Here is a 21862-nt window from a genome sequence, read left to right as displayed (position 1 = left end):
ACTTACCTAGCCTTTTACATCTTCCTCCTTTGCTTCTTTTACAATAGAGTCTGCCACTAATAAATCATATTCATCTTTATTAGCTTCAAAACCCAAAAGCTCTCTCACTTCTTTGTCTGTCAAAGTTTCTTTTAAAACAAGTTCTTTTGCAAGCTTAACAAGTTGGTCCTTATGCTTTAAAAGTATATCTGATGCCTCTTTTAAACATTCCTCAAGTATTCTTTTTACCTCTCTGTCAACTTTATCAGCAGTGTTCTCAGAATAAGCCTTAGACTTTGAAAACTCTTTTGGAAGAAAAATAGGCGCTTCATCGTCTACTAAAAATATTGGACCAACTTCTTCACCCATCCCCCACTCCGTAACCATCTTTTTAGCCAAGCTAGTAGCTTGCATTAAATCATTTTGAACGCCCGCTGTTGTAACGCCCAAATTTATTTGCTCACTAGCATAACCGCCATAGCATATCTTTATTTTATCAAGAATTTGGTGTTTGTTTATTGAAAGCCTATCTTCCCTTGGAAGAGAAAATGCAACACCAAGTGCCCGGCCCCTTGGAATAATGGTAACCTTGTGCAGTGGATCAGCATGTTTAAGATAATAGTGAAGTAAAGCATGACCTGCCTCATGATAAGCTGTTTCAAGCTTTTGCCTATCAGTAATAGTCATGGATTTTTTTGCAACTCCCATCAATATTTTATCTCTGGCCTCTTCCATATCCTTCATTAAAATTTCATCTTGATTATTCCTTGCAGCTATTAAAGCTCCTTCATTAATTAAATTTGCAAGATCAGCACCACTAGCTCCAGGAGTAGCTCTTGCTATTACCTGCAAATTAATATCTTTTGAAAGCTTTGTTTTTGAAGAATGAATATTTAATATTGCCTCTCTTTCCTTAATATCAGGCAAAGAAACTGTTACTTGCCTGTCAAACCTACCGGGCCTAAGCAAAGCAGAATCAAGAACATCTGGACGATTTGTGGCAGCCATAACAATTACATTAGTATGCGTTCCAAATCCATCCATTTCAACCAATAGCTGATTAAGAGTTTGTTCTCTTTCATCATGACCACCACCAAGCCCTGCACCACGACTTCGACCAACAGCATCAAGCTCATCAATAAAAATAATACATGGAGAATTTTTTCTAGCATTATCAAATAAATCTCTAACACGACTTGCTCCAACCCCAACAAACATTTCAACAAAATCTGAACCTGACATATGAAAAAAACTAACCCCAGCCTCACCGGCAACAGCTTTGGCAAGTAAAGTCTTACCAGTACCCGGAGAACCAACTAAAAGCACTCCCTTGGGGATTCTAGCACCTATTTTTTCAAATTTTTTTGGATTTTTAAGAAATTCAACAACTTCGCAAAGCTCTTGCTTAACTTCTTCTTGGCCAGCCACATCTTTAAAGGTGATTTTATTCTTTCCAGCTTCATACTTTTGAGCATTACTTTTCCCAAATGTAAAAACCTTTCCACCACCACCTTGAGTTTGACGAAATATAAAGAAAAAGAAAATAAAAAATAAAATCCATGGCAAAGTTTGCAATAAAACTCCAATCAGAGAAGCTTGACTTTTTCCTGAGCTAAGCTCAACTTTTTTACTTTTTAGTTCTGCAAGCAGATTTATATCAAGATAGGGAATACTGGTAGAAAAATAAGACTTTGCAAAGTTAGAACCCTTGACAACAAATTGAATCAAATTTTTATCAATTATTACTACAGACTCAACTAAACCATTATCTAAATAGCTCTGAAAAGTGCTATAAGGAACATTTTTATAGCTTTCCCCCCCCTTTACAAAATATGACATAAATATCGCTGAAATTAGGAAAACAACAACAAGCCCTAAAATCCAATTTTTATTTTTCTTTTTGTTATTAGATTTTCCATTATTATTCATATTATTATTGCCATTCATTCCTCTAAAAGCCCTCCAATCAAAGATATACTAATTTTTTTAAGAATGCTTTTTTCACTCCATACTAAGTTTAAAGTATTTAAATCAATAATTCCAATTAACCTGTTATCCAATGCTAACAACATTAAATAAATTGGATTACACCTTATAAACTTAGAAAAAAATTTTTTTGCTTTTAACCTATCCTTAAAAAATTTATACCTAAACTCATAAGAACAACATTTTAACCTTGATATAGAAGCTGCATTACACTCTAAATATTTTAGCAAAATCTTACCTAAAGATAAACTATACCATTTGCCAACTTCCAAAATAAAATCAAAAGGTTTGTAAAATTTTTCATCCCTTTTAAAAATTAAATTAATTTTATTATGCCTTTTTTCTAAAAAAAAATCATTGGTTTTTAACAAAACATTATTTTTCTTCCTATTAACCTCTACTTTAAACAATTCATTAAGGGCCTTATAAGAAACTTTGGTCACAATTCCTTCTGAATTTAAAATTTTAAAAATCAATCTAAACACCAAATACTTAGGAAAATCTAAAAAAGTTTTCAAATCAAAAGAATAATAATATTTACCTTTCTCAACAGGAAAAAATTCATCTTTTTCAAAATAATCTACAAACTCCTTTGAAAATTCAGATATTCTTTTAAGACATTTTTCATATCCTTTAAAAACCTTTTTTATAGCGGGTAGTAAATTATTTCTAACCCTATTTCTTAGATATAAATTTTGAGCATTTGTGCTATCAACAAAAAACCTAATATTATTCAAAGATAAAAAATTCTCAATTTCCAGTCTTGAAACCTCAAGTAAGGGCCTTATAATATTTCTATTGACACCAGGAATACCTATAAGACCATCCAAAAAAGATCCTTGAAAAAATCTCATAATTATTGTTTCAATTTGATCGTTCTCGTTATGAGCAAGTGCAATATAATTTGCATCATTTTCTTTAAGAGCATTTTCTAAAGCATTATATCTACATTTCCTTGCAAGCTCTTCAATAGATATCCCTAACCTAGCTGATTCACTTTTTATATCTATATCACATTTTTTAATTTGTAAAGAAATATTGTAAAGATCACAAAACCCCTTTACATGCTCTATCTCTTGATTCTGCTCATTATCAGATCTAATAAAATGAGCAAAATAAAATGCAATAACATTATTGCTCAAATAATATTTTAAATTCAATAATAAAGTTGTAGAATCAGCCCCACCAGAAAAAGCAACAATAACCCGATTTTTATTTAAAGAATTTTTTTTATAAAATTTATCTATTTTAATTTGTATATTATCGTCTAAAAAATGCATTAAAAATTACTAGAATTAATTTTTTGAACCTTATTTTGAAAATTTGCCTCGCTAATATCAATCAGCTCATCACTTAAAAAATCATACAATTTTTCAAGCCTATCTATTTCATCCTTACAAAATCTAGAAAGAACAAAACTCTTTATATCGCACATAGAATTGCTTCCAACCCCAATATAAAGTCTGCTGTAGTTAGAGCTTCCAAGAACACTTGAAATTGACTTAAGACCATTATGACTAGACATGCCTCCTCGCTCTTTAAGCCTGCATTTCCCCAAAGGAAGATCAACATTGTCAAGAACCACTAATAAATTCTTTATACACATATAAAAATCTGAAAATATTGAAGGGAATAAAGACCCGCTTAGATTCATATAAGTCAAAGGCTTAACCAAAATTACTCTTCTAGAAATCATTCTTAATTCTGAATATTCATATTTTTTTTTTCTTTTTAAAAAAAGGCCGTTTTTAGAAACAATTTTATCTAAAAGAGAAAAACCAACATTATGCCTAGTTAAAGAAAATTCTAATCCAGGGTTTCCTAATCCAAGTATCAACAACCCCATAAAATCACTTTATAATAACAACTTCCAAATTCTCGTCATTTTCTGCAAGCCTAACATTAGAAGGCAACACAAGATCTTTAAGAAGAACGCTATCCCCTTTATTAACAGGAGTTAAATCAAGCTCTATGAATTCTGGCAAATCCAAGGGCAAAGACTTTACTTTAACCTGCTCTTTTAAAACAGTCAAAATTCCACCCTCTTTAACCCCAACAGAAGCTCCAATAAGCTTGACAGGAACATATTTTTCAATCTCAACATTCCTATCTACTTCGTAAAAATCAATATGATAAATGAGCTTGCTGGCAATATTTTCTGCAACATCTTTAACAAAAACACATCTTTCAAGCTTGCCGTCATCCAATATTAAGACAGTATTATCTGTAAACTTTGCAAATTTCTTATTAAACTCACTACTCTTAATTCTCAAGTGTGAAACATCATTACCCTGCCCGTAAACAACAGCCGGTATTTCACACTTAGCTCTTATTCTGCGAGCATTAGAAGACCCAAAACTTGATCTATATTGGCAACTTAAAATCCTGCTATTTTCCACCAAAAAACTCCTAATGTAAAATACTGGGACGGAAGGATTCGAACCCTCGAATGACTGGACCAAAACCAGTTGACTTACCACTTGTCGACGTCCCAAATACCTTATTAATACTTACTTACAATTGACAAGCATACAAGATACAACGAGCTTTGTCAACAATTATTTAAAAATCTAATTCAAGCTCAAGATCAGCTGGATTTTCTCTTATATATTCTTTAAAAATAGAAGTTTGCAAAGCTTTCCTAAAGTCCTGACTAATAGGATGTACAATGTCTTTATATTCACCTACTCTAGTTCTTCTGTTAGGCATAGCAATAAATACTCCCTTTTGCCCTTTGATAACTCTAATATTGTGAAGAACCAAGCAATTATCAAAAGTAACTGCAACATATGCTAACAATTTAGAACCAGAATTTTTACTATCAACTTTCTTAATCCTTATGTCTGTAATATCCACTTATAAGCCTCCCGCAAAAAGTACATAACTTAAATCTAAAATATTTTCTATTTTTTGTAAACATATTTTTATGATATTTTTAGTTTTTTTAATTAATTTTAATTAAACAGTAATTAAGAATAAATAATGATTCCTTTGGACCATATTTTTTCAAGTTCGTAGTATTTTCTAGACTTTTCACTCATTAAATGAATTACTAAATTTGAACCTGAAACAACAGTCCAGTCATAAACCAACCCTTTTCCTTGAACATTAAGATTAATTTTTTTTTCTTTAAAAAATTTAATTATCTTATCAATATACAAAGCTTCCATCTGCTTAAATGATACAAAAGTGGCTATTATAAAAAAATCAGTCCAATTGCAAATATTGCTAACATTAATGCCTATAACATCAATTCCATTAAAATCACTTATTATTTTACATAAATCATTAATATCATTTACTTTTAACATATCTTCCATTAAAATCATCTCCTAAAATAACTATTACATCAGGATTAATATCAAGATTATCAAGCTCTAACAATCTTTTAGTTTGAACCTCAGAAATTGGCTTAATATTTGAAGTTTTAATTGACTCTCCAACTCTAACAGCCATTTCTAAATTATCTGAATTATTTATAACCAAGGTATTTTTATAAGAATTTTTATCTGCATTACCAAATTTTAAAACTTTAAATTTTAAAGAATTAAAAATGTTTGCTGTTTTTTTTGCAAGCCCAACAACTTTTGTTCCATTTAAAACAACAATCTTTACTATCTCTTCTGCGCCTTCATTAACAAGCTCTTTGTTCAATTTATCCACCGATTCTTTTAAAATAGCACCCCCGTAATAAGGAAAAACCACCTTTATCAAATTATTATCATTGTCCTTAAAAATCTCTTCTTGTCCTTTAATATTAATAGAAATAATTTTATCATTATTTATTTTATAATTTTTAACAATATACTTAAAAACAACCTCTGAAAGATTAGTATCTAACATGGAATATATTTTTAAAAAATTGTCATTTTCAATACCAAAATCTAAAATTTGGAAAAGAAGCTTTTTAAAAAATTCTTTAAAAAATTCAACTCTCTCTTCAAACTGATTAACATCATTAAAATATCTCAAATAATCATATGCCTTGTCACCATCAAAATTGGAAGTACCAGAGGGTATTAAAATAGAATCCTCAAAGCTATAAACTTTTACTGGGTTTTTAACAAGAAGTCTAACTCCCCCTAAGTAATCAATAAGTTTAACAAAATTTTCTTTTTGGAAACGAATATAATAATCTGATTCATGAGATAATTGTGTATAAATTTTAGATAAAAACTTATTAAAAGAATTTTTTTTATAAAGATCTTTAAACCAAGATATATTCCCTTTTAAATCTTCATATCCAGTATGAATTGGAATATCTAAAAACCCAATATTTCCTGTTTTTATGTTAATAAAAATTTCTTGCATACTTACAAGGTTTTTGTTAAGATCTTCTATTAAAAACAAAAAACTAATATTGCTTTTTGTATTAAGCTCGAAGTAAACCAACTCTTTTTTAGAACTTCTAATAAAAAAAACTACTACACTGGCTATTATCAGAACAATTAAAAATAAAAAAATTAAATCCTTTCTCAAATATTTACCTTTTTGACATATAAATTATTATCTTTAATGTATTTTAACACACCAAAAGGCAATAAATAGCTAACAGGAAATCCATTTGCAATTCTATTTCTAATCTCTGATGAAGAAATCGGTATTATTTTATTATCTATATAAATATGCTTAAAAGAACTTTTAAGCTTCTCTTTGTAGACTCTGTGAGCAACAACAAGATCAACAGAACTTACAATGCTTTGAGGATTTTTCCATGAATCAAAATTTTGAAAAAGATCATCACCAATAACTAAGAAAAGTTTATCGTTTTTATATTTTTTTTTAACACAAGAAATAGTATCAACAGTATAAGTTATGCCACCATTTATTATATCGCAATCATCTATAAACATTTTATCTTCATTCTCTAATGCAAGCTTGAGCATATCTATTCTATTATTAATACTAACATTCTCTTCAATTAATTTATGAGCAGGATTGCAAGTGGGAATAAATATTACCCTATCAACATTTAATAAATACTCTATTTCTTTTGCCAAAAAAATATGTCCAATATGAACTGGATTATAAGTGCCTCCCAATATTGCAATTCTCATAAATTTTTTCCTAAATCAAATTAAACTTGATATCCAAAAACCAAGTCTTAACAACAAAAAGCCCGACATAAAAATCAATTTTATTAAAAAGTTTTAGCCAAAATAAAAAATTCTTTAATAAGTTCATCAATTCCTCTATTCTCATAAATAGAGATGCCAACAATCTTTTCTTTTCCTAAAGCTTTTCTCAAGCAATCAAAATTTTCCTCAGAACCATTCAAATCAAGCTTATTGGCAATAATAATTTTTTTTTTATTAAGAAGATCATAATTATAAGATTTTAATTCATTTAAAAGAATGCTGTATGAGTCCAAAAAATTTGCTTCAGAAACATCAATCACCAAAGCTAAAATTTTGGTTTTAGAAATATGTTTTAAAAATTCAGTCCCAAGTCCTATTCCAAAGCTAGCACCCTTAATTATTCCCGGAATATCTGCAATAATTAAATCATCATAAGAAAGTCTCAACACACCAAGATGAGGAATTTTTGTTGTAAAAGGATAATTTGCTACCCTGGATTTTGCTGAGGTTATTCTATTAAGAAGAGAAGATTTGCCAGCATTAGGTAGACCAACAAGTCCAATATCTGCCACCAAAAAAAGTTCAAGGCGCACACCCAAGCTATTGCCCGATTCCCCAGGTTGAGCAAACCTTGGCGCCCTTCTAACTGAAGTTTTAAAATTCCAATTACCAAGACCACCTCTGCCACCTTTTAAAACAACAAATTCGTCATTTAAATTTTTAAGCCTACACAAAAGAGTTCCATCATTTTCATTATAAACTTCTGTATTTGGGGGAACAAAAAGAATTAAATCTTTACCATTAGCACCACTTCTTTTAAAACCCATTCCAGGTTTACCATTTTCGGCACAAAGCACATGGCCATTTTTATAAAAAGACAAAGTGCTGAGATTTTCTCTCACCCTAAAAACTACACTTCCACCACTCCCGCCATTTCCGCCATCTGGACCGCCTTTTGCATTAAACTTTTCTCTCAAAAAAGAAACACATCCAGAACCACCATTGCCTGAAACTACCGTTATATTTACAGAGTCCTTAAAGTTATACAACCTTTCTCCAATTTTTCAATTAATCCCTAATTTTTTCAATTAAAACTAAACAATATTTACATATTTTCGTCCCTTCAAAGTTTTAAACTCTACCTTACCAGATGAAAGTGCAAATATTGTATAATCTCTTCCAAGGCCGACGTTTTTACCCTTATGAAATTTTGTACCTCTTTGTCTAACAATTATTTCTCCAGCCCTAACAAACTGACCACCGCTTCTTTTAACTCCAAGTCGCTTGGATATAGAATCTCGTCCATTTTTTGAACTACCACCACTTTTACTTGTTGCCATTAATTTTCCTCCAAAATTAATTTAATATCATCAGGATATTCAAAGCACAAATCATTTATACCTCTAATTAAAAACCTACTATAATATAAAAGACTTTCTTTGCTCAAATCCTTAAAAAAGGGCTTAAATTCTAAATAACCTCTTTCTGAATTTTTCACAACAAAAGCCTCACCCTCAAGATCAAGAACACTAAAAAAGGTTCTTAAAATAAAAGAAAAAGAAGAACAGACAACGTTAATATTATTCTTACTTATAGCATGACCATTGGCTAAAAGATAAATGATTACATCGTCTTTTACTTTTACTAAAACATTAATCAACAAAATTAAAAAACTATTTCATCAACCAAAATATAAGAATAGGTTTGTCTGTGCCCAACTTTTCTCTCACTTGATTTTCTTCTTCTGTATCTATAAGAAACAACCTTTTTATCTTTTTTATCTTCTTTATAGGTGCATCTAATAAGAGAATTTACAACATAAGGCTTTCCTATTTTAACCTCTCCGTCTTTATTAATAAGCAAAACATTATTAAATTCCAACTTCTCCTTTTCAATATGAGAAATTTTATCTATTTTTAAAAATTCGCCCTCAATAGCCTTATATTGCTTGCCATTTATTTCTACCAGTGCATACATACATTACCTCAACTAAATATTGTAAATTTAATAAAAAAGAAAAGTCAAGCATTAAATTAATTATACCTTACAAGAGAATTGACTTCATAACTTTCAAGGCTTTGTCTACCATTAATACCACAAAGCTCAATAAAACAAAAAATATCTTTAACCTTGCCTCCGGCTCTCTCTAGCAAAATTGCAGACGACTTTAAAGTTCCACCGGTAGCTAATATATCATCTATTAAAAGAATATTGGAATACATCCTAACATCGTCTTTGTGCACTTCTATTCTCCCAAAACCATATTCAAGCTCATACTCCTCACTAAAAACCTCTCTAGGTAATTTACCCTCTTTTCGAATTAAAACAAGAGGAAGTTGCATTTTTAAAGACAAAGGAGCACCTATTAAATATCCCCTAGACTCAACAACTGCAATGCAATCAATCTTTTTAAAATTATAAAAAGAATATACCTCATTTATTAATGAACTATAAACTTCGGGTTTTAGCAAAACACTAGTAATATCATAAAAAAGAACACCCTTTTTAGGAAAATCGGGTATTTTTGAAATAAACTGATCATAATACTCTGTCTTATTTTTCATAACCTACTCACCCCATCTATATGTTTATATATTTTTTCAAAATAGCAAGACCAAAAGACAAATTTAATTTTTTATAGGGGGAGCTGGAACAAGATTTTGCAAGTCTACTTCTGGCATTTCATCAGCTTTAGCCCTTGTCCAAATTTTGCTTCTACCAAAAATCCAAACTTTCCCCTTGGTGACAAGATTCCCAGTTTTACTATCAACACTCATCTCAGAATTATAAATTTTGCCGTTTTTAGGATCTATTATTTTGCCCCTATCCCACTTTTTAGAAGAAGAAGAATACTTAAGGCCCCACATAAAATCAAGACCTTCTATTGCAAGATTTTCAAACCCAACAACAGTGTCTCCTGAGGGATTTTTAGTATCATACTTTTTACCATCTTTTATGATAGCTAAAATTCGACCATAAACTTCTCCATTATATTTATAAATATATATAATAGAATTTTTTATGTTACTCACATCATTATAACCAACCCAATATCCTAAAACTTCATTTTCAAAACCAAGGTTTTCATCTTTATTAACAATTTTGTTTTCATTTGAATCTTCTGAATTTGCAAATAAAAACATTGAAAAACAAAGAAAAAGAAAAAACCTTGAAAAAACTCTATTCATCAATTCTCCTTAAAACTAAATAATCCTAAATTATAGTTCTTTTTTTAAATTACTCATTTAAGGCAGCTAATTTAAAATTAGCCACAAACACAATTATACAACTTATCCTATAAGTTTAATTATTTATAAAAATAAAAACCTAGATAAAAATATAAAATTAAACAAAACACAATAGGTCAATTAATTGTTATATGGAACAATTAATGCTAATATTAATAAAGTTATTTGTCTTTAAGGATTCAACTATGATAAGAGGAATTTATACAGCTGCCAGCGGAATGATGGCAGAAAGACGCAAACTTGACGCAGTGTCAAATAATTTGGCAAACATAGATCTTATTGGATACAAAAAAGATTTATCCATTCAAAAAGCATTTCCAGAAATGCTAATAAGAAGACTAAATGATGATGGCCTTTATAAATTTCCTAAAGGACACCTTGAAACAGCTCCGGTTGTAGGTAAACTAGGAACAGGAGTTGAAGAAAATGAGATATACACAGTGTTTGAACAAGGTCCATTAAAAACTACTGGCAATCCATTAGATTTAGCACTCACTGATCAAGGGTTTTTCGTAATACAAACTTCAGATGGAGAAAGATATACAAGAAACGGCTCTTTTACTATTGGAAAAGAGGGAATCCTTGTTACAAAAAGCGGATTTCCTGTTCTAGGGGAAAAAGGATATATATATCTTAAAAAAAATAATTTTAAAATAACATCTCAGGGACAAATCTTTCACAATTCAAACTTTGAATCAACCCCCAAAAGACTTGTTAGTGAATATGAAAATTCTTGGGAAAATTATGAGCTGCTTGACACCATTAGAATTGTAAATTTTGAAAATCCCAGATTTCTCAAAAAACAGGGTAATTCTTTGTGGGTTGATACAAAAATATCTGGCAAAGCACAAGAAATTGATGTATCATTAAGGCCTAAAATAGAAACAGAAACACTTGAAGCTTCAAATGTTAATACTGTTAACGAAATGGTTTTAATGATTGAAATTAACAGAGCTTATGAAGCTAATCAAAAAACAATACAAACTGAAGACAGTCTCTTAGGAAAATTAATAAATGAAATTGGAAAATATTAAGGAGCATATTTTATGATGAGAGCATTATGGACAGCAGCAAGCGGAATGACTGCACAACAATACAATGTAGACACAATTGCCAATAATCTTTCAAATGTGAATACTATAGGATTTAAAAAAATAAGAGCAGAATTTGAAGATTTGATTTATCAGACCCAAAACAGAGCAGGAACCCCTGCAACTGAAAATACTTTAAGACCGCTTGGAAATCAAGTCGGTCACGGAACAAAAATTGCTGCTACTCAGAGAATATTTGAACAAGGAAAAATGCAATCTACCAATTTACTCACTGATGTTGCTATTGAAGGAGATGGATTTTACAAAATTCTTCTACCTGATGGAACTTATGCATATACTAGAGACGGGTCATTTAAAATTGATTCTAATCGAGAGCTTGTAACAAGCCAAGGATACAAGGTATTGCCCAATATATTTTTTCCAGAAGAATATATACAAAGCTCAATTACAATATCTGAGCAAGGAATAGTGTCGGTAAAAATTGATAACAGTAACGAACCAATAGAGCTTGGACAAATTGAAATATCAAGATTTGTTAACCCGGCAGGACTAAGCGCTATTGGAAGTAATTTATTTAAAGAAACAGCTGGATCAGGCCAAGAAATAGCAGGAATACCAGGAAGTGAGGGCATGGGAAGACTAAGACAAGGCATACTTGAAATGTCAAATGTATCTATTGCTGAAGAAATGGTAACAATGATAGTAGCTCAAAGAGCTTATGAAATAAACTCAAAGGCTATTCAAACCTCTGACAATATGTTAGGAATTGCAAATAATTTAAAAAGGCAGTAAAATAAAAAAAAGATTATTTATTTTTATTTTATTTTCCACAACAAGCTCAATTATAAGTGCTACTCATGATTTGTGCTTCAATATCACTCCTAGTAAAGCATATTTCTTTTCAAAGAAGTATTCAACAATATGTAACAATCAAAGCTTATCAAAAATATATATCCCTCCACATTTAACAAAAAAATCAATAATTTTTGAAATAATTTATTACATCACAAAAAATTTATCAAATGAAAACATGTATATACTTCAATTCAGCTTTGATGAATCTGAAATAAACATAGAAGATAAATTTTTCAAAAAAATAAAATTTAAAGTAAAAAGCAACAGTTCATACAAAAATATTCCAATTCAAAAAACTCTAGTTTATTATGCAAAAAACTTTGAAAGCTACAAAAGACATAATTACATTAATATGTATATTGATATAATCGAGCCCATTGTATTTGCAAAAGAAAATCTAAAAAAAAATGAAATCCTTAATGAACGCAATATCTACTTTAAATACAAAATTAACACAACAAGAATGAATGATGTTTTAAGTCTAAATGAATTAAACAATAGTAAATACAAAGTTATACGCAGCACAATAAAAAATGAAGAGATAAGATTAAATAAAGTGCAAAAAGAATAATGCCTTGCTTTATCTTCCTCAATCTAAAAATTATTAATTTTAATCTTTATTAATACAAATAATATTTAACAAATCAAGGATTAATTAGTAATTTGCCTAAAAAGTTTCATTAATTACAATAATTGATATAAAATAATAGATATTAAAGAAATAAAATAAATAGGGTAAAGAATGAACAAACTAATGTTGATGTTAATTACATTTGCAACAAGCCTATTAGCCCAAACAAATAAAGCCTCAACAGGACTAAAAGCAGAACAATCATTTAACAATAGTCTGTCTGAAATCGTAAAATTAAGAGAAATTGCAGATATTTATCCCACAAACACAAATTTTTTAACAGGCATTGGGATAGTAGCAGGTCTTGCTGGGAAAGGAGACTCTCTAAAAGAAAAAGACCTTATAATTAAAATTTTAGAAGAAAATAATACAACAAATGAAATAGGCCTAAATAACATAGAAAGTAAAAATATTGCACTAGTAAATGTAAGTCTCCAAGTAAAAGGCAATACAATCAAGGGCTCAAAACATCAGGCTTGCATTGCATCAATATTAGACTCAAAAGATTTAACAAATGGAATACTTTTAAAAACAAATCTTAAAAATAAAGAGGGAGAAATAATAGCAATTGCATCAGGAATTATAAAGACCAATAACAAATTAAGAGGATCTGGATATACCCTAGATAGCATAATAATAAATGAGAATCAAAATATTAACTACAGTTATAATATAATTCTTAAAAAAGGAAATTATACATTAATAAATAGAATTCACAAAATATTGACCTCTAAAAAAATCAATAACAAAATTAAATCAGATAGCACCATAGAAATAGAAGCAAAAAACATAAGCCTATTAGAAGAAATTGAAAATATTGAAATAGAAACCTACCCTAAAATATTAATAGACAAAAAAAATGGCATTATTCTAGCAAGTGAAAATGCAAAAATAGGTACGTTTACATTTTCAATTGAAAAAGACAATCAAAATATTTTAAGTAAAAATAATAAAACAACAATTCAAGTAAACTCAATGAAATTAAACGAATTTATATTAAAAAATTCCAACAATCTTAGCAATAAAGAATTAATTCAAATAATTCAAGCTGCACAAAAAATCAATAAATTAAATGGAGAACTTATCTTGGAGGAAGTTGATGGAAACTAAAATTAATTCACAAAATCTAAAATTTAAAAATCAAATAAATAATTTTAAAAATCCCGCAGAAATAAAAAAATCCTTTCAAAAAAACGAAGAACTTCGAAAAGCTTCTTTAGAATTTGAAGCTATATTTATCAAACAAATGCTTAAAAGCATGAAAAAAACTCTCAACAAAGATCAAAATTTGCTAAACGGAGGTCAAGTAGAAGAAATTTTCGAAGACATGCTTTGCGAACAAAGAGCAAAACAAATAGCACAAGCTCAAAGCTTTGGACTTGCCGATTTAATTTACAACCAATTACAAAAAAGTAAATAATTCAAAAAAACACACCCTAATCTCAAAATTAGATCCAATTTAATTTAAAGATGATTTTAAGCTAAATTGGCACAATTTTTGCATGGAAGTTAAGTAGTAAAAACTTAATCACAATAATTCAAAAAAGGGGAGAAAAATATAATATTATGAATATATTTAGCAATGAGGATTTAAACATATATTTAAAATCGGTAAGAGAACACAAGCTGATTACTCATGAAGAAGAGATCAAGCTTGCAGGACAAATACAAAGAGGCAATGCAAAAGCAAAAAACAAGATGATAAATGCAAATTTACGACTTGTTTTAAAAATAATAAAAAGATATGCAGGCAAAGGACTAAAAATTGAAGACTTAATTCAAGAAGGCAACTTAGGATTAATAAGAGCTGCTGAAAAATATGACCCAAATAAAAACACTAAATTTTCAACTTATGCATCATTCTGGATTAAGCAATCGCTACAAAGAGCATTAAACACTAAAACTAGGTTGGTAAAAGTCCCATACAGAAAAGAAAATCTAATACTACAAATAAATAAATATTTAACAGAAGAAGAAAAATCACCAAAAAAAGAAGAAATAATGAAAAGATTCAACTTATCTCCTGCTCAGTATATAAAAATTATTCCTTATCTTGAAAAAGAATATTCTCTGGACAAAGAAATAGAGGGATCTGAAAATTCAACACTCTTAAATCTATACGAAGATAATTCTTTTAACCCTGAAATTACCCTTGAACAAGATTCAACCCTAAAACACTTGAATTATATACTTGAAACAAAATTAAGCGAAAAGGAAAGATACATAATCAAAAAAAGATACAACCTAGACAATAGTCCAAAAAAAAGCACCTTAAAAGATATTTCAACAGAGCTTGGAATATCATCAGAAACTGTAAGACAGATTGAAAAAAGAGTTCTTAAAAAACTAAAAGAAGAGATAAATTAACATTGACATTCATGACATGTTCTGATCTACTTGTAAGTCAGTGGTCATGAATGTTTATATTTTATATTAAAAAAAACAAGTTTATTGTAATTTTTATTATAATTTCTATTGTTATTGCAATAACTCAGGCATTTGCAAGTTTTTTCTATTTTAACAACAATTCAAAAGTTGCAAATGTACCACTTAAAAATGGGTTTGAAAAAATACAAAAAGTCAGTTTAATGATAAAAAATAACAAAGAAGATAAAAAAGCTAAAATCAAGCCTAAGTTTTACTTAATCATCGACGACGTGGGCTATGATGAATTCATGTTAGAACAATTTATAAAACTTAATCTTAAAATAAATTATGCCATTATTCCATTTTTACCAAAATCAATGAGTTTGTACAAAAAACTAAAAAATGCCAACAAAACAGTAATAATACATTTCCCAATGCAATCAAAACATAGAAATTCAATAGAAAAATTTCATATAAGCATAAAAGATAAAAAAGAAGAAATACATAATAAAATCGAAAAAGCATTTAAAAAGTATCCTGATGCAAAAATAATGAATAATCATATGGGCAGTTTAATCACTTCAAATAAAGATTTGATGAAAATCATTTTAGAAAAGCTTAAAGAGATTGACAGATATTTTTTCGACAGCGTAACTATTGCGGGAAGCATACCAGAAACAATGGGTAAAGAAATTGGAGTTAGAGTAGAAAAAAGAGACGTATTTCTTGATAGCAAAGACACAGAAGAGTCCGTACTTAAGGAGCTTGAAAAAGCAAAAAATATTGCCAGAAAAAATGGAATAGTAAAAGTAATCGGACACATTTGGTCTAAAAATACACTAAAAGTCCTAAGAAAAAAAGAGCCTGATTTAAACCAGGAATTCGAATTTGATAACTTATTAAATCTTTACGAGGAAACAATCAAATGAAAGTGCTTGGAATAGAAACCTCTTGTGACGACTGCTGCGCAGCTGTAGTGGAAAACGGAATTCATATTTTAAGCAATATAAAATTAAATCAAACAGAACACAAAAAATATTATGGCATAGTGCCTGAGATTGCCTCAAGACTTCATACTGAAGCTATTATGTCTGTTTGCATAAAAGCGCTCAAAAAGGCAAATACTAAAATATCTGAAATTGACTTAATAGCTGTAACATCTAGACCTGGACTTATTGGGTCTTTAATAGTTGGATTAAACTTTGCCAAAGGTCTAGCAATTTCATTAAAAAAACCTATTGTTTGCATTGACCACATTTTAGGCCATCTTTATGCTCCTTTAATGCACTCAAAAATAGAATATCCATTTATATCATTATTATTAAGTGGTGGGCATACATTGATTGCTAAACAAAAAAATTTCGATGATGTTGAAATACTTGGAAGAACTCTAGATGATTCTTGTGGAGAAGCTTTTGATAAAGTAGCAAAACATTATGATATGGGATTTCCGGGAGGTCCAAACATCGAACAAATATCTAAAAATGGAGATGAAAATACATTTCAATTTCCAGTTACCACCTTTAGAAAAAAAGAAAACTGGTACGATTTTTCATACTCTGGACTAAAAACAGCTTGCATACATCAACTAGAAAAATTCAAAAGCAAAAATAATCCAACAACAAAAAATAATATAGCTGCAAGCTTCCAAAAAGCTGCCTTTGAAAATCTAATCACCCCACTAAAAAGAGCAATAAAAGATACTAAAATCAATAAAGTAGTAATAGCGGGCGGTGTTGCAAGCAATTTATACTTAAGAGAAAAAATAGATAAGCTTAAAATACAAACTTACTACCCCCCTCTTGATCTTTGCACAGATAATGGGGCAATGATTGCAGGACTTGGATTTAATATGTATTTAAAATATGGAGAAAGTCCAATAGAAATTGATGCAAATTCAAGAATAGAAAATTATAAAAACCAGAATAGGGAGAAAAATAATGAAAAGAATTTTAGCAATGCATGATATTTCAAGCATGGGAAGAACATCCCTTACAATATGCATACCAGTAATATCTTCATTTAATATGCAAGTGTGCCCTTTTGTTACAGCTGTCCTTTCTGCTTCCACAGCTTATAAAAAATTTGAAATAGTGGATTTAACCGATCATTTGGAAAAATTTATCAATATATGGAAAGAGCAAAATGAACGCTTTGACATACTCTATACGGGGTTTCTGGGAAGTGAAAAACAGCAAATAACAATAGAAAAAATGATTAAATTAATAAAATTTGAAAAAATTGTAATTGACCCTGTATTTGCTGATGATGGAATAATTTATCCTCTATTTGATAATAAAATAATTAGTGGATTTCGAAAAATCATAAAGTATGCAAACATAATAACACCCAATATCACAGAGCTTGAAATGCTAAGCAAAAGCTCACAACTTAACAACAAAGATGATATTATAAAAGCAATATTAAATCTTGATACAAAAGGAATAGTGGTTGTTACAAGCATTAAAAAGGGAGATCTTTTAGGAAACATTTGTTACAATCCTAAAAACAAAGAATACTCAGAGTTTTTTTTAGAAAAATTAGAGCAAAATTTCAGTGGAACAGGAGATTTATTTACTAGCTTGCTTATAGGATACTTGGAAAAATTCGAAATAGAACAGGCCCTAGAAAAAACAACAAAAGCTATTCACTTAATAATAAAAGATTCAATTAAAGAAAATGCTTTTAAAAAAGAAGGGGTTCAGATTGAAAAGTTTTTAAAAAATACATTTTGAATTTAAATTTCGGTAAATTCAATTTTAAAGATCGATTCGATCTTTAGTACAAAGAAAATATTTGCATTGCAATATATTATTATTAGAATAAAATGTACAAAAATCTATTACAAAGCAAATGCTTTATTATTTTTATGAGTAAATAAATATATGTCAAATAAAAAAATAATATTTTTTACAGGAGGGGGAACTGGAGGTCACGTATTTCCAGGAATATCAATAATACAGACATTAAAAGAATTTGACAATGAAATTGAATTTTTTTGGATAGGTAAAAAAAAATCTATAGAAGAAAAAATAATAAAAGAACAAAATAATATTAAATTTATTTCGGTTCCATGCGGAAAACTTAGACGCTATTTTTCTTTTCAAAACTTTACTGACTTTTTCAAAGTAATAACCGGAATAATAAAAAGCTTCTACATTTTAAAAAAATATAAACCCCAGATTATCTACGCAACCGGAGGATTTGTTTCAACTCCTACAATTATTGCATCTAGTTTGCTAAAAATAAAAAGAATAACCCATGAAATGGATCTAGATCCTGGACTTGCAACAAAAATTAACTCTAAATTCGCAAATAAAATACATATAAGCTTTAAAGAAAGTGAAAAATACTTTAAAAACAAAAAAAACATTGTTTACACAGGATCTCCCATAAGAAGAGAATTTTTAACTCCAAATCCCAAAATCATCAAACAATTAACCCAAAACACTAGTAAACCAATTGTTAGCATACTTGGAGGATCTCTTGGTGCTAATGCTTTAAACAATCTTGCACTCTGTATTAAAAAGGATGCTAGAATCTACTTCATCCATCAATCGGGTAAAAACTTAAATGACCTGAGAGAAGATAATTATCTGAGAAGACAATTTTTTAACGCAGAGGAAATGGCAAGCATAGTTAAATTTTCCAATATAATAATAAGCAGAGCTGGAGCTGGAGCAATAAAAGAATTTGCAAATGCTGGTGCATGTGTAATTTTGATTCCATTTAAAAAAGGCTCTAGAGGAGATCAGATTAAAAATGCAAAATTACTAAAAAATCAAAATGCTTGCATTTATATAGATGAAGATGAAATTTTAAATACAAATATTTTAAAAATTATAAAAGAAACTTTAAAAGATAGAGGAAAAATCAACTCTCTCAAAGAAAATATTAAAAAATTCAACAATAAGCATTCTTCAACTTTAATAGCCAAATTACTAATAAAAGACATTAAGGAGACAAAATCTAAATGATAGCAAACGATCCTGTAAAAATAACCGGAATAGTAGACATACTAATAATAATAATTTTTACATCTTTAGGATTTAGAGGATTTTTAAGAGGATTTATTAAGGAAATTAGTGGATTTGCTGAAGTTTTTGTTTTAATACTGCTGCTTTACAAAAAAACTGAAGAATTTAGAAAACTGGTTGAACCTATTGTTGAACTATCCTACATTCAAGCACTACTTGTATTTTTTCTGCTCATACATATAGGATTTTTAATCCTACAATCATTAATAGAATCAATAATAAGTCAACTTAAATTATTATTCTTCAACAGAATACTAGGCTTAGTACTTGGTCTACTTGAAGCTTTTGGAATAATTGCAATCGTGGTTTACATAATACACTCACAACAAATATTTAAACCTGAATATTTCCTAAAAGAAAGCAAACTACTTGATTATTTGAATCCTGGAATAAACTATCTCTTTAAAATTTCAAAAACAAAATAAGGAACCAATAATGACAGTGCTTCCAGAGATTGCCAAAGACATAATAAGCGCATATGATCAAAAAATATTGCCAAATGCAATTCTTTTACTAGGAGAAAAATTTTCATCAAAAAAGATTAGCGCAATTGAGCTTGCAAAAAAAATATTAAACGGAAAAAATTTAACAAACCCCAATTTGCTCATTTTCTCAAATCTTGACACAGTAGAAGCAAAAGCGCATCTTTCTATAAATTCACACAAGAGAGTAAATAAATACTTAGAATACATTAAAACTGTAATTTTTACCAAATATTATTTCAGCAATGAAAAAAATTTGAAAAAAATACAGAAAAATATCAACTACATTAATTCTGTTTATTATGAAAAAGAATACAATGAAAACATAAAAAATGAGCTTATAAAAAATATAGAAAATATAAACAAAGAGTTAAATCATAGTATTACTGTTTATGATGTAAAAAAAATTCAAACTTGGATTTTTTCTGAAAAAGAAAAACCAAAGGTAATATACATAAACGAAATTGAAAATTTATCATTTAACGTGCACAATTCACTTTTAAAAATACTAGAAGAGCCTCCTTCAAATATTTACTTTATCTTATCAGCAAGAAATAAAAACAAAATTCCAAAAACAATACTTTCAAGACTTAGAGTCTACAATTTCACAAAACCAGAAAGAAGCTTAGAAATTCAAAGATTCAAAGAAAGCTTTCTAATAAATAAAGATATAACAATTGAGGAGTATTTTGCCTCATTTTACAAAGAAGAAAGCAAAAAAATAAAAAAAGAATTAATAAAAATTCTAAATATAATAAAAGAAAAAAAATCTATATTAAATCTTGAAGAAATCGATTTTATAAAAGATGATCAAAGCTTTAAAATATTTTTAAACGAACTTGCAATTAACATTAGAAAAGATTTTTTAGAAAGCAAAATAGATATTAATCAATATCTAAAATACACAGAACATTTGAAAAATATTTACAAATATCGCCCCTATAATCAAAATAAAAAATTAATAATAGAAAACTTGATGCTAAATTATGAGGAGATATGAATAATTTTTTTAAAAAAGCTTTAACAAAGCTAAACAAATTATCTAATGAGCAAAAAACTAAATTTATCGAACAAATTTACAAAAAAATAGAAATATATGATGGAATATTTGCATCAATTAATGAAGGAATCATTGTACTTGACAAACAAAACAACATAATCTATTCAAACAAAATTTTATACCAAATTTTAGCATTAACATCTAAATCAAAAATAGAAATTCTTGATGATATTCAAATTCCAATCTTAATAAATTTAATAAAAGAACTAGTTAGAACAGAAGATAAAATAATAGGATTAGAAGTTCCAATCTCAAACAATATATATATTAAAATTTCATTTATGCCTTATGTAAAAGAAAAAAAACTTGAAGGCAATATTATTTTAATCGAAGATATTAAAGAGAAAAAGAAACAAGAAGAACTATTTAGAAGAGTTGAAGCTTTGGCCTCTTTTACAAGACATGCAAGAAATATTGCTCATGAAATCAAAAACCCGCTTGGAGCAATCGATATAAATTTACAACTGCTAAAAAAGGAGATTGAAAAACAAAAAATAAAAAATGGCAAAGCTGAAAATTACTTTAAAGTAATAAAAGAAGAAATAAACAGAGTAGATAAAATAGTAACAGAATTTTTATTAACTGTCAGACCAATAAAAATCAACTTACAAGAAAAAGACATTAAACAAGTAATAGGCAGTGTATGCGAATTGTTAAATCCTGAATTAGAAAACAAAAACATAAAACTGTTACTCAATTTAAATAAAACAAGCAATATCCTCATTGATGAGAAACTATTAAAACAAGTTATTATAAACATCGTTAAAAACGCAGAAGAAGAACTACTTGAAACAAAAAAAGAACTAAAAAAAATAGAAATTTTTCTTTTCGAAAAAGACAATAAAATACATATCAATATAAAAGATAATGGAAGCGGAATAAAAGATGAAGTCAAAGAGGAAATATTTAAACCTCAATTTAGCACAAAAGAAAAAGGAAGTGGAATAGGACTTACCATTTCTTATAAAATAATAAAAGAGCTTGGAGGTGAAATTTTTATGGAAAGCAAAGAAGGCAAAGGCACTATTTTTACAATTACACTTCCTAAACTAAATAAAAAAAATATTTTAATTGAAGGGTATTGAAA

General features: G+C 28.5%; 27 protein-coding genes and 1 tRNA gene. 13 read left to right on the top strand and 15 right to left on the bottom strand.

Annotated elements, in window-relative coordinates; genetic code table 11:
• Positions 1-6: 6 nt before the first annotated feature.
• The 15 genes from ftsH to Bmayo_RS03930 form a co-directional block, all read right to left on the bottom strand.
• Positions 7-1926 carry an ATP-dependent zinc metalloprotease FtsH gene (gene ftsH / locus Bmayo_RS04000; protein WP_075552428.1) on the bottom strand — a complete coding sequence of 640 codons (1920 nt, stop codon included), beginning with the start codon at positions 1924-1926 and terminating at the stop codon, positions 7-9.
• Positions 1923-3245: a tRNA lysidine(34) synthetase TilS gene (tilS, locus tag Bmayo_RS03995; protein ID WP_075552427.1), complete on the bottom strand. Its 1323-nt coding sequence runs from the start codon at positions 3243-3245 to the stop codon at positions 1923-1925. Before tilS ends, ftsH begins: the two co-directional genes overlap by 4 nt.
• Complete coding sequence (gene pth, locus Bmayo_RS03990; protein ID WP_075552426.1) at positions 3245-3811, bottom strand: aminoacyl-tRNA hydrolase; 567 nt, start codon at positions 3809-3811, stop codon at positions 3245-3247. Before pth ends, tilS begins: the two co-directional genes overlap by 1 nt.
• Positions 3812-3815: 4 nt before the next feature.
• Positions 3816-4364 carry a 50S ribosomal protein L25/general stress protein Ctc gene (locus Bmayo_RS03985; RefSeq protein ID WP_075552425.1) on the bottom strand — a complete coding sequence of 183 codons (549 nt, stop codon included), beginning with the start codon at positions 4362-4364 and terminating at the stop codon, positions 3816-3818.
• A 23-nt stretch (positions 4365-4387) separates the two neighbouring features.
• A tRNA-Gln gene (locus Bmayo_RS03980) sits at positions 4388-4459 on the bottom strand.
• A gap of 68 nt (positions 4460-4527) precedes the next feature.
• The gene (spoVG, locus tag Bmayo_RS03975; protein ID WP_002557374.1) at positions 4528-4821 is read right to left on the bottom strand and encodes a DNA-binding protein SpoVG; all 294 of its coding nucleotides are present in this window, start codon (positions 4819-4821) and stop codon (positions 4528-4530) included.
• A gap of 113 nt (positions 4822-4934) precedes the next feature.
• Positions 4935-5285: a ribosome silencing factor gene (gene rsfS / locus Bmayo_RS03970; RefSeq protein ID WP_075552424.1), complete on the bottom strand. Its 351-nt coding sequence runs from the start codon at positions 5283-5285 to the stop codon at positions 4935-4937.
• Positions 5260-6444 carry an LCP family protein gene (locus Bmayo_RS03965; protein ID WP_075552423.1) on the bottom strand — a complete coding sequence of 395 codons (1185 nt, stop codon included), beginning with the start codon at positions 6442-6444 and terminating at the stop codon, positions 5260-5262. The genes rsfS and Bmayo_RS03965 overlap by 26 nt, the downstream gene beginning before the upstream one ends.
• Positions 6441-7022, bottom strand: a complete 582-nt coding sequence (gene nadD, locus Bmayo_RS03960) for a nicotinate (nicotinamide) nucleotide adenylyltransferase (RefSeq protein ID WP_075552422.1) — start codon at positions 7020-7022, stop codon at positions 6441-6443. Before nadD ends, Bmayo_RS03965 begins: the two co-directional genes overlap by 4 nt.
• Positions 7023-7105: 83 nt before the next feature.
• The gene (gene obgE, locus Bmayo_RS03955) at positions 7106-8092 is read right to left on the bottom strand and encodes a GTPase ObgE (protein ID WP_075552421.1); all 987 of its coding nucleotides are present in this window, start codon (positions 8090-8092) and stop codon (positions 7106-7108) included.
• Positions 8093-8137: 45 nt separating this feature from the next.
• Positions 8138-8383 carry a 50S ribosomal protein L27 gene (gene rpmA / locus Bmayo_RS03950; RefSeq protein WP_075552420.1) on the bottom strand — a complete coding sequence of 82 codons (246 nt, stop codon included), beginning with the start codon at positions 8381-8383 and terminating at the stop codon, positions 8138-8140.
• Complete coding sequence (locus tag Bmayo_RS03945; RefSeq protein WP_075552508.1) at positions 8383-8703, bottom strand: ribosomal-processing cysteine protease Prp; 321 nt, start codon at positions 8701-8703, stop codon at positions 8383-8385. Before Bmayo_RS03945 ends, rpmA begins: the two co-directional genes overlap by 1 nt.
• 5 nt (positions 8704-8708) lie before the next feature.
• Positions 8709-9020: a 50S ribosomal protein L21 gene (gene rplU / locus Bmayo_RS03940; protein ID WP_075552419.1), complete on the bottom strand. Its 312-nt coding sequence runs from the start codon at positions 9018-9020 to the stop codon at positions 8709-8711.
• Between the two features lie 56 nt (positions 9021-9076).
• The gene (locus tag Bmayo_RS03935) at positions 9077-9607 is read right to left on the bottom strand and encodes an adenine phosphoribosyltransferase (RefSeq protein WP_075552418.1); all 531 of its coding nucleotides are present in this window, start codon (positions 9605-9607) and stop codon (positions 9077-9079) included.
• Positions 9608-9670: 63 nt separating this feature from the next.
• Entirely contained in the window at positions 9671-10231 is a 561-nt protein-coding gene (locus tag Bmayo_RS03930; RefSeq protein ID WP_075552417.1) for a DUF2147 domain-containing protein, read from the bottom strand.
• Between the two features lie 245 nt (positions 10232-10476).
• On the opposite strand from Bmayo_RS03930, the gene flgF reads away from it, so the two are divergent.
• The 13 genes from flgF to Bmayo_RS03865 all read left to right on the top strand — a co-directional run bounded on the left by flgF (position 10477) and on the right by Bmayo_RS03865 (position 21860).
• Entirely contained in the window at positions 10477-11325 is an 849-nt protein-coding gene (gene flgF / locus Bmayo_RS03925) for a flagellar basal-body rod protein FlgF (RefSeq protein ID WP_075552416.1), read from the top strand.
• Positions 11326-11337: 12 nt separating this feature from the next.
• Positions 11338-12135, top strand: a complete 798-nt coding sequence (gene flgG, locus Bmayo_RS03920; RefSeq protein WP_075552415.1) for a flagellar basal-body rod protein FlgG — start codon at positions 11338-11340, stop codon at positions 12133-12135.
• 199 nt (positions 12136-12334) lie between these two features.
• Positions 12335-12769, top strand: coding sequence for a hypothetical protein (locus Bmayo_RS03915; RefSeq protein WP_075552507.1), 435 nt, complete (start codon positions 12335-12337; stop codon positions 12767-12769).
• Between the two features lie 171 nt (positions 12770-12940).
• A complete protein-coding gene (locus Bmayo_RS03910; RefSeq protein ID WP_075552414.1) occupies positions 12941-13939 on the top strand; it encodes a flagellar basal body P-ring protein FlgI in 999 nt (332 codons plus the stop codon).
• A complete protein-coding gene (locus Bmayo_RS03905) occupies positions 13929-14249 on the top strand; it encodes a rod-binding protein (protein WP_075552413.1) in 321 nt (106 codons plus the stop codon). The genes Bmayo_RS03910 and Bmayo_RS03905 overlap by 11 nt, the downstream gene beginning before the upstream one ends.
• Positions 14250-14395: 146 nt before the next feature.
• Positions 14396-15196, top strand: coding sequence for an RNA polymerase sigma factor RpoS (gene rpoS, locus Bmayo_RS03900; RefSeq protein ID WP_075552412.1), 801 nt, complete (start codon positions 14396-14398; stop codon positions 15194-15196).
• Between the two features lie 50 nt (positions 15197-15246).
• Positions 15247-16125 (top strand): divergent polysaccharide deacetylase family protein, encoded by an 879-nt coding sequence (locus tag Bmayo_RS03895; protein ID WP_075552411.1) that lies wholly within the window; start codon positions 15247-15249, stop codon positions 16123-16125.
• A complete protein-coding gene (gene tsaD, locus Bmayo_RS03890; RefSeq protein ID WP_075552410.1) occupies positions 16122-17162 on the top strand; it encodes a tRNA (adenosine(37)-N6)-threonylcarbamoyltransferase complex transferase subunit TsaD in 1041 nt (346 codons plus the stop codon). The genes Bmayo_RS03895 and tsaD overlap by 4 nt, the downstream gene beginning before the upstream one ends.
• Positions 17137-17931, top strand: a complete 795-nt coding sequence (locus Bmayo_RS03885; protein ID WP_075552409.1) for a PfkB family carbohydrate kinase — start codon at positions 17137-17139, stop codon at positions 17929-17931. Before tsaD ends, Bmayo_RS03885 begins: the two co-directional genes overlap by 26 nt.
• A gap of 150 nt (positions 17932-18081) precedes the next feature.
• On the top strand, positions 18082-19173 hold the full coding sequence (gene murG, locus Bmayo_RS03880) for an undecaprenyldiphospho-muramoylpentapeptide beta-N-acetylglucosaminyltransferase (protein ID WP_075552408.1): 1092 nt from the start codon (positions 18082-18084) through the stop codon (positions 19171-19173).
• Complete coding sequence (locus Bmayo_RS03875; RefSeq protein WP_075552407.1) at positions 19170-19658, top strand: CvpA family protein; 489 nt, start codon at positions 19170-19172, stop codon at positions 19656-19658. The genes murG and Bmayo_RS03875 overlap by 4 nt, the downstream gene beginning before the upstream one ends.
• Before the next feature lie 10 nt (positions 19659-19668).
• The gene (locus tag Bmayo_RS03870) at positions 19669-20715 is read left to right on the top strand and encodes a DNA polymerase III delta subunit-related protein (RefSeq protein WP_075552406.1); all 1047 of its coding nucleotides are present in this window, start codon (positions 19669-19671) and stop codon (positions 20713-20715) included.
• Complete coding sequence (locus tag Bmayo_RS03865) at positions 20712-21860, top strand: two-component system sensor histidine kinase NtrB (protein ID WP_075552405.1); 1149 nt, start codon at positions 20712-20714, stop codon at positions 21858-21860. Before Bmayo_RS03870 ends, Bmayo_RS03865 begins: the two co-directional genes overlap by 4 nt.
• The last annotated feature ends 2 nt before the right edge of the window (positions 21861-21862 follow it).

Source organism: Borreliella mayonii (assembly GCF_001945665.1).
Lineage (GTDB): Bacteria > Spirochaetota > Spirochaetia > Borreliales > Borreliaceae > Borreliella > Borreliella mayonii.
The sequence above is the reverse complement of the archived record's forward strand: the minus strand, read 5'-3'. Positions and strand labels throughout refer to the sequence as shown.